Source organism: Cellvibrio fibrivorans (genome assembly GCF_031457055.1).
GTDB classification, from domain to species: Bacteria; Pseudomonadota; Gammaproteobacteria; order Pseudomonadales; family Cellvibrionaceae; genus Cellvibrio; species Cellvibrio fibrivorans.
On record NZ_JAVDVX010000001.1, the window covers coordinates 475,202 to 489,839 of the forward strand.

A 14,638-nucleotide genomic window follows, 5' to 3' on the forward strand; every position below is an offset into this window, starting at 1 on the left:
CCAGCTCGCATTTTTGGGAGCTGCACAGCTTTACCCGCACATGGGGGTTGTTAATAACATCACCATAGGCATATCATGTAACCGATTACAAATCAGCTCGCACCCACAGCAAATAACAACAGGCCTGCACTCCTCCAGCAGACCATCGGGCGGCAGAAGAGTAATTGTCCGGCAGCTATGTAGTCGCCTCCATCCAACGATAAAACTTATTTGCAGCAAAAAAGCCGCAGGGTCGCTTGCTGCCCAAAGGAAACCACTATGAAAAACCTGACGACACTCAAACACCATTTACTGAAAAAAACGGCGCTGGCTTTAGTCGCTTCCGCCATGATGGCTCCGGCCTTTGCAGGCTGGACAATCAACGGCACGCAAGTGCTGGACCCCAATGGCAACAAGTTTGTCTTTCGCGGTGTTAACCATGCACACACCTGGTTTTCCGACCGCCTCAGCCAATCGCTAAAAGATATAGCAGCAACCGGCGCTAACTCGGTGCGCGTGGTGCTGAGCAACGGCACCCAGTGGACACGCAATAACGGCGCTGATGTGACCAATGTGATCAACCAATGTAAGGCCAATAAACTGGTCTGTGTATTGGAAGTACACGACTCCACCGGTTATGGCGAAAGTGCGGCCGCGACCCATATCAGCCGTGCGACCGAGTATTGGTTGAGCTCGGACATCAAAGCGGCGATCACCGGCCAGGAAGATTACGTGATCGTTAATATCGCTAACGAACCCTTTGGTAACAGCACCTCGGCAGCGACCTACACCGCCGACCATATCACCGCCATACGCGCGCTGCGCAGCGGCGGCTTGACCCATATGTTGATGGTGGATGCGGCCAACTGGGGCCAGGATTGGTCAAACGCCATGCGCGATAACGCACCGAGCATACTGGCGGCAGATACACTGAAAAATACGATTTTCTCGGTGCATATGTACGAGGTGTATAGCAACGCGAGCATCGTGCAGAGCTATCTGAATAGTTTCCAAACCCGTGGATTGGCGGTGGTAGTCGGTGAATTCGGCGCCGAGCACAGTGGCAGCAATGTCGCAGAAGAGGCGATTTTGCAGTACGCGCAGGATATGGGAATTGGTTATCTGGGTTGGAGCTGGTCAGGCAATGGTAGCTGCTGTGTGCAGTTGGATATTGTTAACAACTGGAATGCCGGATCACTGAGCACCTGGGGCAACTACCTGATCAACAGCGCCAACGGCATTAAAGCCACCTCCAAATTGGCGACTAATTTCAGCGGTAACACCAGTAGCGTTGCCAGCAGTATTCGATCAAGTGTTGCGCCAAGCTCGTCGTCTGCACCTTCATCGATTGCACCCAGCTCATCCAGTCGCTCAAGCACGCCGTCATCAGTCGCCAACGGCGGAACCTGTAATTGGTATGGCAATCGCTACCCGATTTGTGTAACCACCGCGAGCGGTTGGGGCTGGGAGAATCAACAGAGTTGTGTTGGGCGCACCAGTTGCGCGGCGCTGCCTGCACCTTGGGGTATTGAAGGAGGTACAACATCCAGCACTGCACCAAGTTCTATTCCCGCATCGAGCAGCAGAAGCAGAAGCAGTGTTGCACCAAGCTCGGCGCCTGCATCAAGCAGAGCTTCCAGTAGCACCGCCGCTACCGGCGGTGTGAGCTGTACTTTTGTGGTGAGCAATTCCTGGGGCTCAGGTTATACCGGTGCAATCCGCGTGACCAATACTGGCACCAGTACCAAATCCGGTTGGACCGCGAGCTGGAATTATTCCGGCAGCAACCGCATCACCAGCTCATGGAATGCCACGATCAGTGGTAGCAATCCCTACACGGCAACCGGGGCGAGTTGGAACAGCACCATAGGCGCGGGCCAAACCGTTGAATTTGGTTTTCAGGCCAACACCAATGGCGGCGGCGTGGAAACACCGGCAGTGACCTGTCGTTAATTTTTTACGTCAAAACAATCTACTCGTTAAAAAAAACAAACCCCCACGGTTGCTCGCGGGGGTTTGTTTTTTCGCATCATACGTTGTACAACGCTAACAAATTATTCAACCAGACGTAGCGAGCCAAATACACTCGCATCCTGATAACCCTGGTTATTTTTATGACCCTGGGTATTCACTGAGCCCATCATGCTTTCACGCTGCGGACTGCCGTCGTTATCGATATAGCAGGCTGAAAAACCCATCAACTTGCCGCTGAATAACTTGAGGGGGGTATTAGCTTTCCAATCTGCATAATCTTCACCGTAGATACGAACCCGCAATTCCCAACTATGCTTGCTGCCATTGCTAACCAGACGACTGGTGACGTGATCGTTCAGCAGTTTCGGCCCCGATGTGGTGTAATCCACCACATCGCCATAGGTGCTGATGTGATAGGCCCACGCACCAGTGTTGTAACCGTGTTGGCCACCATTTTTGTTTTCGTCGATAAACAGCTCCACTGTGTCATCTTCCCAATAGCGATCCAGCGCATCGCGCACACCGTCATAGATACGATCGTCGGTCACATCAAACAACAAGTAGAGATAATCCTCGTCCCACAGGGCTTTATAACGGCCACTGTAGTCCTGTGCTGATGGATTAGATTGAGTACCCAGCCAGAACACATCGATCGGTGCCCAGGCAGTACGCTCCCACACAACATCGGCATTGCCATCAATGACTGGCGCCGTCGTTGCGCGCGGCGCATTGTAGTGATTGGGGATACTGCTCACACTGGAAGCACTGGAGATCGCCAGGCTGGACGGCGCAGAGCTTGAAGCAACCGAACTGGATCTGGCCGAACTTGATGGTGCCGGACAAGCAGCTGCCGAGGTTGCTCCCGCTGAACTACCTGGGCAAACAGTCGCAGAGCGCGCACTCGAAGAAACCAAGCTTGAAGATGCAAGGCTCGACGCACTGCCTAGCGTGACAATCTGGGTAGTGCGGTTGCCAAATAGACTCTGACCGGATGCTCCCAACTCGACCGTATAAGTGCCGGCCGCTGCATAGGTATGCTCTGCTAATACGCCCGCCACACGAGCGCTGCCATCACCAAAATCCCAGGACAAACCAGTGGTTCCTGTCGATTTTCGACCATCCACATAAATTTTGTTGCCTTCGAGTCGATAGGTAAATTGCGGCTGCGGGAACACATCAAACACCGTGCCGCAAAGGCCACCGGCCGTGATTTGGCGGGTATCCTTCAATTCACCATCGCTGACAGTGACCGTCACCAGTGCGGATTGGCTTGTCGTTTGATCAGGCAAACAATCGGTGAAACTGGTACGCGCATCGCCGATATAGGCGCCATTGCCAAAATCCCACTCATATGACAGCGGGACACCCTCGGGGTCGAATGACGCTGTGGCATATGCAACGATAGAACGATTCTCACGCGCCGCTGATATCATCGCAATGGGCGCCTGATTGCCCGCTACCGGTTGCACAGTGAACTTTTTCGAGACCCGGACTGTTGCTCCGCGCCTATCCCAAATCTCCAGGGTCACCGAGTATTCACCAGGGGTTTGATAGGTATTCCATACCGAGGGATAAAAAATGGTGGGTTTCTCTGGATCGCCAGTATAAATTTTATAGGAGATAGGTCCCTCAGCATCGGTGGACTTGCTGCCGTCAATAAAGACTGTCATACCATGGACAGTCACGTCCAGCACGGCTACCGGTGGAGTATTCGGCTCAACCGAGCTGGCGCTCGAACTGCTCGGAATAGTAGGCTTGCTTGAGGTGGTTGATGCGCTACTGGATGGAATCGAACTACTGCTAAGACTCAATCCGTAAGAGCTCCTAGAGCGACTCGACATGCTTGATGAACTGATCGACATGCGCGACGAACTGAACGCTGAAGTAATAACGCTGCGGCTAGTGCTGGAACTACTTGAACTGCCCGGTGCGTTCGAGCAAACAGTGCCAGTGACCACCGGGCGCTGCGCCGGGCTGTTGGCTACACCTTTATTGCCTTGCACACCAAATTCTACAGACTGGCCAGGGTTAATCTGGTTATTCCAGCCAACACCAGTTGCACTGTAAGGATTGCTACCACTGAAATTGGCGTTCCACCCACCGGTGCGGGTAGAACCGTCGCTATAGGCCCAATTAACCGACCAGCCATTTATAGCGGTATTGGTGTCGTTGGTAATACGAATGGCGGCCACGAAACCAGTATTCCAATCGCTTTGAACGAGATATTCACAACGCGCAGCAAAACTGCCAGGCGCCTGCAACGTTAAGCCGGCACCGAGCAGTAATGCAGATTGCCGTAATAATTTATTAAAGATATTCATTGTTCCCTCGACGATAAGTAAATTGAGCGCTTGCCCGGGATGGGGAAAAAGCGTCACATTGTCGAGGGTAATGCGCCATAAAAAAGTGCAGTGATCACTCTTTGCCAATTGGTGGCGCTTAATTCAAATAAATTTTGCGTAAACAATTTTGGTAGCAATGATTGCAGATGATCAACCATAAAAATTGCACAAACTTATCAACCACTAACAAAATGAATCATTGCAAGAAGAGGAAACACTAAAAATCGAATCAAATCATTTTGAGCAAAGCTTTTAAATCACTCACATGGCGACGGCTAATCACCGGACGTAATTCTGTATCCGCCAAGCGCACTTGATACTGCCCCTGCGCATTGCGCTCCAGCGCCTCAATATGTTTTACCGACACCAGTGAATTGCGATGCACGCGCACAAAGCGCGCACCAAACTCTTCCTCTAATTCTTTTAAAGTTTCATCAAGTAGGTGCTCACCTGCGCGATGATAAACCGTGACATATTTGTGATCGGCGAGAAAATAGCGAACATCGTCAAGTGGAATTAATTCAACCCCGCGTCGCGTTTTCGCAGTAATGTGAGTGCGCTGATTTTCCGATTTAGGCTTGTTGTCTTTTTGTGCGGCAACGCGTTGGATTTTGTTGAGCTTTTGCGCTTTCTCCAACACCTGTAACAACTGCTCGGCTTTTACCGGTTTGAGCAAATACCCCACGGCGTTGGTGCCAAACGCATCCAGCGCGTATTGATCAAACGCCGTGCAAAAAATTACCGCTGGGGCATCTTCCAATTCGGCAATATCCTGTGCAAGGCTCAAACCATCGCGGCCCGGCATACGAATATCCAGCAAGACGATATCCGGATCATGTTGGGTGATGGCGACCAACGCGTCCTCAGCATTGTCTGCCTCAGCAACAACAGAGAATCCTTCGATTTTTTCCACCATGCGCAGCAACCGCTGGCGTGCGAGGACTTCATCATCAACAATTAAAATATCCATCGTTATTGTCTCAGTCTTTTAGTTGTAGTCGCTATTAATGTTACGGAGATTACAGGGTTAACGGACAAAAAATGTAAGTGGTAAAGACACCATTTTCCGCACTACTGGATAAGCGCGCTGCCGTGCCGAAATGGGCAGTCAATCGGCGGCGAATATTGTCCAACGCCATGCGGTTGTGACGTGCCGATGCATCACTATGATGATTATTTCTTTTCACCAACAAATAGGGATTGGAGATAACGATGCTGAGCTGCTTATCATTTTGTGATACCTTGACGGTAATTTTCCCGCCTTTGGGCAGCGGTTCTATTCCGTGAAAAATTGCATTCTCCACCAGCGGTTGCATCATCAAACTGGGAATTTTTATCGCCGGGTTGCAACTGCTAACTTGCCAATCCAATTGCAAACGACGCCCCAAGCGCAGCTGTTCAATATCCAGATAATGTTTGCACAATTCCAATTCGCGACCCAATGGAATTAATGTAGGCTCGGCGAGGCTGGCGCGAAATAATTCAGAGAGATCTTCCACTACGCGCTCGGCGGTGTCCGGATCAGTTGCAATTAAACTGGCGATTGAATTCATACTGTTAAATAAAAAGTGCGGCCGAATACGCGATTGCAGCGCCTGGATACGCGCTTGCATTTCCGCTTGCTGTTGGTTGCGCAACTGCTGCTGCAAGTATAAATAGCGCAGCAAAATGCCCGATAAAATCGCCGCGATAACCATGTTGTTCAACAGGAGCCAGCCATCAAAATGGAATTCCTGATCGCCCACAAACGCCATACCGCTGGCACCGTAAATAATCCACTGCCCCGCAATACACAGCACCAGTGTTATCGCCAATACCAACGCATAACTGACAACACCAGCGCGCACATGATTCTGCCTACCCAACCAAAAACGCAGGCGGCACAGAGCCACTGCGCTGAACACCACGATCCATTGCACCTGTACGGAAATTAACGCGAGCTTGTCCCAATTAAAATGCTGCAATCCGGATGAAGCGCTAATGGTCAGCAGCACGGCCAATAATTCCGCAACCAGTACGAGCAGAAAGACCGATTGGCTGCTACACAAATCCGGCAAAAACGGAGTGGCCGGCTCGGCCGGTGCCGGGCGCGGTGCCTTTTTCCTGGTAGTGGGGGCCTTGCTATTAGAGGCCTGGGAGCTGCTCATGAGCGCCTTCTTTAATCAGTGTTTAAATAAGCCTTTGGGCTATATAATGCGCGGCCTGCGGATCAGGGCAGCTTGCGTATTGATGTGCCGATACCAATGGTAGCCTAATCGCGCCCGACATCTCTTTCATTATTTCCAGTTTGTGGACACATGCTCATGAGCCAAAACGATCAGCCCATCAAACCCTGGGGCGGCCGCTTCAGTGAAGCCACCGACGCCTTTGTTGAGCGCTTTACCGCCTCCATTGGTTTTGATTACCGCCTCTATCATCACGATATCAACGGCTCCATCGCCCACGCTACCATGCTCGCCAAAGTTGGCGTGCTGACTGATGCCGAGCGCGACCAGATCATCACCGGGTTGGAAGAGATACGTGCAGAAATCGTTGCTGGCAAATTTACCTGGTCCATCAGCCTTGAAGATGTGCACATGAACATCGAAGCGCTGCTCACCCAACGCATCGGTATAACCGGCAAAAAACTGCATACCGGACGCTCGCGCAACGATCAAGTAGCCACCGACATCCGCCTGTATTTGCGCGACGAAATCGATGCAATCGCAAAAGAGTTGACCCGCCTGCAACAAGGTTTGCTGCAAGTGGCTGAAGCCAATGCCGATACCATCATGCCCGGCTTTACTCATTTGCAAACTGCCCAGCCAGTGACTTTTGGTCATCATTTATTGGCCTGGTTTGAAATGTTGCAGCGCGATTATGGCCGCCTGATGGATTGCCGCAAGCGTGTAAACCAATCGCCCTTGGGCGCCGCTGCGCTCGCCGGCACAACTTACCCCATCGACCGCGCTTACACCGCGCAACTGTTGGGTTTTGATGCACCAACCGAAAACTCACTCGACTCAGTCAGCGACCGCGACTTCGCCATCGAATTTGCCGCCTTCGCCAGTATCCTGATGATGCACTTGTCGCGCGCGAGCGAAGAGCTGGTGCTCTGGACTTCATCGCAATTCAGCTTCATCGATTTACCGGATCGCTTCTGCACCGGCTCCTCGATCATGCCGCAAAAGAAAAACCCGGACGTGCCTGAGTTGGTGCGCGGCAAAACCGGCCGCGTGTATGGTCACCTCACGGCGCTTTTGACTCTGATGAAATCCCAACCTTTGGCCTATAACAAAGACAATCAGGAAGACAAAGAGCCAGTGTTTGATGCCATCGATACCGTAAAAGATTGCCTGCGCGCTTTCGCGGATATGATCCCGGCGATCCAACCGCGCAAAGAGAAAATGTACGAAGCAGCCAAACGCGGCTTCTCCACCGCTACCGATTTAGCGGATTACGTCGTGCGTCGCGGCGTACCCTTCCGCGATGCGCACGAGATTGTCGGCAAATCAGTGGCTTACGGTGTACAGACTGGCAAGGATTTGTCCGAGATGAGCTTGGCCGAGCTACAACAATTCTCAAATGTAATCGAGCAAGATGTGTTTGCAGTGTTGACCTTGGAAGGTTCAGTTGCCGCGCGCAACCACATCGGCGGAACCGCACCAGCGCAGGTTAAAGCTGCCGTTGGTCGCGCCAAAGCGAGCCTTGAAAGCCGGAAATAAAACCGGGCAGCGTATTAAAAAAGCCGCGTATTGCAATCAATACGCGGCTTTTTTAATTTTTATAATTCAATCAGTTACCGGACAAAACATAATTAAGGTCAAGCGCTTGATCTCAATTGTGCCCTACTCCTCTCTCGCCGACGCCAAACTCGTCATTTTATTCCCTCCAATTGCTGGTATTCGCACCAACATGGGCTAGCCTTTAAGTCTGGCAGCTTGTTTTTTGTCCAGATAAATACCAAGACGCGAATAAAAGGATATGGGTAAAAAATCATTGCATTCAGAAGAGTCTGAAGAGGCGCTGGCAGCTAAAATTTTGCTGCTGGAGGAGGAACTCGCGTCGCTAAAACAGTCGCTGCAAGCGCAACATGCCATTCGCCAATTGCGCGCTTCGGCCGCCGGAGACTATGGCAACGATGAGCAGGATGCACCTGCGCCAAGCCTTGGCACCAAGGGTAAAGCAACCGAAGGGCCGATTTTCGATGAAAGTTGGGTGATGGAAACACTCAAGTTTTTAGTCAAACAACAGCACTCATCCAGCCCCTTACAAGTATTGGCGCAAGTCGGTAAATTGTTGGACCTGCGCGAGATTGGCCTTTGGGGCTGGGACGCACACTCCGCCAGTGTGAGTTTATTGAGCCAATGGGCCGCGCAGGATCTGAGCGATACCACCCGCCAGCGCTTGCAACATCCGGATTGGCTCTACTTCCTGCTCAAACCGGAGTCCAGCTACTTTCGCCAACTGCGCGATGGCAATGCGCTCGCCCTCACCGCGACCGACCACGATTTGGCCGAAGCCACCCAGGGCTTGCGTGCACTGGATATTTACAACAGCCTGATTATCCCCCTGTGCGAGCAGGCCCAATTGCGCGGTTTTATGACCCTACACCGCGACAACCCGCGCACCTGGCATGCGCAAGATACCAAAGCGCTCACCAGCCTGCTCGCCTGGCTGTTCCGCTTTATGCACCAGCACGAACAATTGCGCGTAATGGTTGACCGCGACACCCGCTACCAATACGCAATGGAAGCAACCAATGACGGCCTTTGGGATTGGAATTTATTAACCAACAAAATTTATTTCAGCCGCAGCTATCTGCGCATGCTGGGTTACGATTACGAAGACTTACCCGGGAACCTCGATACCCTGCGCGATTATTTTGTTCACCCGGATGATGTGGACACCATGCTCGGCGAGTACCAATCCGCTATCGACAATCGACAAGAATCTTTGCAATTACAATTTCGCATGTTACATCGCGATGGCAATATTATTTGGGTGCATTCCAAAGCGAAATTTTTTGAACCCGATCATCAGGGCCACGCCAGCCGCTGCGTGGGAGTGAATACCGATATTTCCGATTTTATGACCTCGCGCGAAGAGCTGCTCAGTGCCAAAGCTCAAGCCGACCTCGCTAGCAAAACCAAAAGCGAATTCCTCGCACGCGTCAGCCATGAAATCCGCACACCGATGAATGCCATTATCGGCATCGGTTATTTGATGCAAGATACGCAGCTCGATGAACAGCAGCAGAGTTATCTTACCAGCATCAATTCAGCGGCCGACTCGCTCTTGCAAATCATTAACCAGCTGCTCGACTTCTCCAAAATTGAAGCGGGGCGGGTCATTCTGGAATATGCCCATTTTGATCTAGACCAATTATTTGAAAAAATTTCGCGGCTGTTTGAAATCAGTGCACTGCATCGCTCGGTTAATATTGTGTACGACATTAAACCCGAAGTGCCGCGCTTCCTGCGCGGTGACGCCTCGCGCCTGAGCCAAATCCTCGGTCACTTGATCAGCAATGCATTTCAATATTCCAATACCAACCAAGTCATAGTGCGAGTGGTGCGCAAAAGCCAAACCAGCAGACAAGTCGTGCTCGAATTCAGCGTTGAAGATGCCGGCTTGGGAATGACCGAAGAAAAGTTGACGCATATCAAAGAGCGCCTGGTCTTTAACAAAAATACACCGGAAACCGAAAAAAATACTTACGGTCTCGGTATCTGCAGCCACCTTGTACATTTAATGCAGGGCGACTTTAGCATCGAATCCAGCCTGAACAAAGGCTGCAAAGTCACCTTCAGTGCCGCGTTTGAACACAGTCATCTGGGTGAAAAAACATTGATCAACCATCCGCGCGATTTGAATAATATCCGCGCGCTAATTGTTGATGACAATACAATTGCACGCACGATTATCGCGAGTACTGCGCGCAGTATTCACTTGCAAGTCGATGAAATAGATAACCCCATCGCTGCCATAGAGCGTATTCGACAAGCCGATAATTTAGGCCAGCCCTATCATTTTATACTACTCGACTATCGCATGCCCAATATGAATGGTTTGCAGCTCACTGGCCTGATTAAATCTGACCGCAGCCTCAAACAAAAACCGCGTGTATTTTTAATTTCCGCTTACCATCGCGATGAAATTTCCAGCGCTGACCCCAATGCCATTTTAGTCGATGAGTTTTTAAGTAAACCGGTGAGCGAATCGCGCCTGTTCGATGCCATCAGCCAAGCGATTGGGCGCGAACAATTGCTGCAAGACATCAGCCCGAAAATTATTACTCCAACGGATATTGAAGAATTATTGGAAAATGCGCGCATCCTGATTGCTGAAGACAATATCGTCAATCAACAAGTCATTCGCGGCATTCTGAAAAAGAAAAAAATAACCACCGTTATTGCGACCAATGGCATTGAAGCCCTGAAATTATTGGAAGCTACCAGTGAACCCTTTGATGCCATATTAATGGATCTGGAAATGCCGGAAATGGATGGATTGGAAGCGACACGGCGCATTCGTGCGGGACAATTGCGCGCGAATAATTTGCAACAAAACATTCCCATTGTCGCTGTTACGGCGCAGGCGATGCGTGGTGATCGCGAGCGCTGTTTAGCGGCGGGCATGAACGGCTATATATCCAAACCGGTCAATCCGGAATTGCTCTACACCACCCTCGCCGATATTTTGCGCAAGAAAAAAGTCACTAACGGCAATTCGCACCACTAAGGCCTATGTATTCTCGTCCAATAGACATACACGATATCGATGAAGGCGTTGATCGCAAACAACTCAATCAACTCAAGCAGCGGTTCCTGGATTTAAACCAACTGCGCCACCAGCGCACATGTGCAGCGCTGCCTGAACGCCAGCAACAATTTTTGCAAGTGCTGCCGCTCTTATTTCACGTTAACCATCCCATGTTGCCGGGTTACATTTCCCACAGTACACCTGCTGGTGTCTATCACTATACACCCGGCAATGATGAATTGCGGTTAGCAAAAATTCTCGCGCGCAGTTTTCAATATAATCGCGACCTCACTGAAAAAAACATGGCGATAGACGCGCTGTTTATTATGGGCAGTGTCGGCACTATTGCGCAGAGCGATTCAAGTGACCTGGATGTTTGGGTATGCCATAGCCTTACTGAAGACGATGCATTTTTATCCGAGCTGGAGCGCAAATGCCAACTGATTAGCCAGTGGGCAGCAGTGCAGATCCATTTTGAAGTGCATTTTTTTTTAATGCGCAGCGGTGAATTTTCCAGTCGGCGCTCCCAATGTTTGAGTAGTGAAGCCAGCGGTTCAGCGCAGCATTATTTATTGCTCGATGAATTCTATCGCACCGCCCTGTGGCTGGCGGGCAAAATTCCACTCTGGTGGTTTATTCCCGCATCACAAGAACACCATTACAACAGCTATCGCGATAAACTATTAGGAAAGCGTTTTCTCAAGCGCGAAGATATTATCGACTTTGGTGGCTTGCCATCCATTCCTGCTAATGAATTTATTGGTGCTGGTATTTGGCAACTCTACAAGGCGATTGAATCACCCTACAAATCGGTATTGAAATTATTGTTGCTGGAAGTCTATGCCAACAGCGAGCTGGAAACAGAAATTGTTACTGCAACAGCTGAACCGCAATTGTCCAGTGATGACACATCACCGCAGATCAGTCTTTATCAAGATAGTATTAACGCAGCACTCAGCCATCAAGAAGCAAACAACCAAAATCCCGATAAAAAACCAGCTAGTCATTTGCTCAATGGCGAACCACTAGCGCTCAGTTTTAAACGCGCGATTTACGCACAAGACCCGGACGCCGACGCGCTCGATCCCTACGTGATGGTGTATCGCCGCATTGAGCAGTATTTGCAAAAACACAATCAGTTACAGCGTCTCGATTTAGTGCGGCGCTGTTTTTATTTCAAGGTAAATAAACCCTTGTCGCGCACCAGCCGCCAACCCAACAAATCCTGGCAGCGGAAATTACTGGAGGAACTGGTAAAGAGTTGGCACTGGTCAGCACATCAATTACATATGCTCGACAACCGCGCCTATTGGAAAGCACCCCATGTCATTACCGAGCGTGCCTTACTGGTCAATGAACTTAACCACAGCTACCGCTTGCTGAGTGAATTGAGCAAACACCAGCAGACTGATATCGCCATCAGTAGCGATGAGTTAATGATTCTCGGACGCAAATTGCACGCGGCATTTGAACGCAAAGCAGGAAAAATTGAATGGATCAATCCGGGCATTTCGCGCGATTTAAGTGAAGACAACCTGTGTTTTATTCGCGAACAGAATGACAGTGGCGACAGTTGGCAAGTGGTGCGTGGTAGTCAAAATGATTTGGCGCTGCGCAATGTCGATGTGGAACCGATAAAACGCTCGCGCAGCTTATTGGAGTTATTGCTCTGGTGTCACGCCAATGAAATTTTGGCAAGCCATACCCATGTTGATATTATTGGCAAACAATTTTCACTCAGCGCCAGCCAAAAACAACAACTGATCCTCGCTCTGCAGCAATGGTTACCCACGCCATTGACTATTGAACACCATCAATTTACTCGCCCTGCGGTGATTGAGCAGTTATTAGTTATCGTCAACACCGGTGTTGAACCCCAAGCTGATTTGCATAAAAAAGGTATGCAAATGCTCAGCAGCCAACGCGATGCGCTCGGCTATAGCGGCTTGCGCGAAAACTTAGTGATTAACGCCGATATCATCCACATCAACTCCTGGGGCGAGTTAATCTGCCGCCATTATGCCAGCGATGCACTAATCAATTGCCTGCAACACTATTTCCGTTTGTTTCCCCCCGGCAAACAATTCAGCTTGCCGGAACTGAGTGTGCGCTGCTTTAGTAGCGGTCAGGGCAACAATATTGCCCAGCGGTTAACGGAATTGTGGCGCGACTTGATCAGCTGTTATTACTCAGGCACACGCCCGCGCAGCACACGTTATATTTTGGAAATGGGCGATGAATATCTACTCTTGCAATTTGTACAGCAACAATTGCAAATCCAGCGCTTTAAAAATTACGAAAATTTATTAGCGCGGCTCGCGCAAGCGCAAACTGATTTCAGCCCCATAGTGATTGACCGCTACGGGTTGCGCGACAAACCTTTACGCATCATTTGCGAACAGGTAAAACAACGCAGCATTACAGTATTTTATCAACTGGAACGTACCCAAACGCGCATCACTATTGTGGATGAAAAAGGCTCAGTGTTTACCACACTGACCGAATACCACAACCAACAGACGCTGCTACGGCCGCTGATCAATTTTATTAATGCCGCTATGCAACGCCAATTACTGGATGGTGACCACACGGGCGCGCTGCCCGACACCAAGGATATTGCCATCTACGAACTAGTAGGCAATATCAAACAGCAGCAAGGCCATGCCGAGCGCCGGCAACTGCATAGCGACTTAAGTCAATTACATTTTATTAATATCAAAGCTATTGCTGAATTGGATGGCGACCAGCAGCTGCGTTTTACAATTTATTGCAATGAACAGGAATTTTCTGCGCTGGCTTATGGCGATGATTTATTTAAAGCGGTGGCCAGTTATATTGTTCGCCGGCGCCAACACAGCGAGCGCTATCCTTGCTACATTACTGACCTGGACTTATCCCTCTGCCACGACACCATTGCACAACAAACCGGAGTGCAACTTGGACATTACTTACAATTAAAATCCGAATTGGAAAATAAACTTAACGCTGCATTAAATGCGCTATAGAAATTCTGATTATTCCTGCAGTCAATAAATCCTCATCAACTATTAATTTTTGTTTAGACTCATCCGTTGTTTGCGCAACTCATGTACGTTTCATGCATAATCCAACCGCCATCCAGACTGGCCACAACGAAAATCCAAACACAACCGAGAGATATAACAATGAAAAAGATACTGACACTAATGGCAATAGCGATACTGGCACTAAGCCAATGGGTTAATGCCAACCCCAAAGCAACACTGACGGGGACCTGGGAGCTGGAATATGCGATTTACAAAAACCAAAAAAATGAAGTCGTCGGCGAAATAAAAGACAAAAGTACACTCTCCCGCAAAATATTATCCGAACAACACTTTGCGTTTATCACCTGGGACAAAAGTGGAAAATTTACCGTAGCCGCATCCGGCACTTATACTTTTAAAGGTGAAAACTATTCTGAGACGATTGATGTCACTTCTGAGGCCCGTCTTATGGGAAAAACCTATCACTTTAATGGCGTAATTAAAAAAGATCTGTGGATTCACAAAGGTATGGAAGACGGGATATTGATTGAAGAACATTGGCGCCGCGTGCATTAAGTAAACTGGTCACTTGCC

General features: G+C 49.8%; 8 protein-coding genes. 5 read left to right on the top strand and 3 right to left on the bottom strand.

Annotated elements, in window-relative coordinates; translation table 11 throughout:
* The first annotated feature begins 258 nt into the window (after positions 1–258).
* The gene (locus J2X05_RS02035; RefSeq protein ID WP_310068003.1) at positions 259–1,932 is read left to right on the top strand and encodes a cellulase family glycosylhydrolase; all 1,674 of its coding nucleotides are present in this window, start codon (positions 259–261) and stop codon (positions 1,930–1,932) included.
* 101 nt (positions 1,933–2,033) lie between these two features.
* Here the strand turns inward: J2X05_RS02035 and J2X05_RS02040 are convergent, their stop codons facing one another.
* From J2X05_RS02040 to J2X05_RS02050, 3 genes are all read right to left on the bottom strand, one after another.
* Positions 2,034–4,382 carry a sugar-binding protein gene (locus tag J2X05_RS02040; protein WP_310068005.1) on the bottom strand — a complete coding sequence of 783 codons (2,349 nt, stop codon included), beginning with the start codon at positions 4,380–4,382 and terminating at the stop codon, positions 2,034–2,036.
* Positions 4,383–4,524: 142 nt separating this feature from the next.
* A complete protein-coding gene (locus tag J2X05_RS02045) occupies positions 4,525–5,265 on the bottom strand; it encodes a LytR/AlgR family response regulator transcription factor (RefSeq protein ID WP_310068007.1) in 741 nt (246 codons plus the stop codon).
* Positions 5,266–5,314: 49 nt separating this feature from the next.
* Positions 5,315–6,442: a sensor histidine kinase gene (locus tag J2X05_RS02050; protein ID WP_310068010.1), complete on the bottom strand. Its 1,128-nt coding sequence runs from the start codon at positions 6,440–6,442 to the stop codon at positions 5,315–5,317.
* 156 nt (positions 6,443–6,598) lie between these two features.
* Between J2X05_RS02050 and argH the strand changes: the two genes are divergently transcribed.
* The 4 genes from argH (at position 6,599) to J2X05_RS02070 (ending at position 14,620) form a co-directional block, all read left to right on the top strand.
* Complete coding sequence (gene argH / locus J2X05_RS02055; RefSeq protein WP_349681261.1) at positions 6,599–7,999, top strand: argininosuccinate lyase; 1,401 nt, start codon at positions 6,599–6,601, stop codon at positions 7,997–7,999.
* Between the two features lie 259 nt (positions 8,000–8,258).
* Entirely contained in the window at positions 8,259–11,018 is a 2,760-nt protein-coding gene (locus J2X05_RS02060; protein ID WP_310068014.1) for a PAS domain-containing hybrid sensor histidine kinase/response regulator, read from the top strand.
* Between the two features lie 5 nt (positions 11,019–11,023).
* On the top strand, positions 11,024–14,044 hold the full coding sequence (locus J2X05_RS02065; protein ID WP_310068016.1) for a class I adenylate cyclase domain-containing protein: 3,021 nt from the start codon (positions 11,024–11,026) through the stop codon (positions 14,042–14,044).
* A gap of 159 nt (positions 14,045–14,203) precedes the next feature.
* Positions 14,204–14,620 (top strand): hypothetical protein, encoded by a 417-nt coding sequence (locus J2X05_RS02070; protein ID WP_310068017.1) that lies wholly within the window; start codon positions 14,204–14,206, stop codon positions 14,618–14,620.
* The last annotated feature ends 18 nt before the right edge of the window (positions 14,621–14,638 follow it).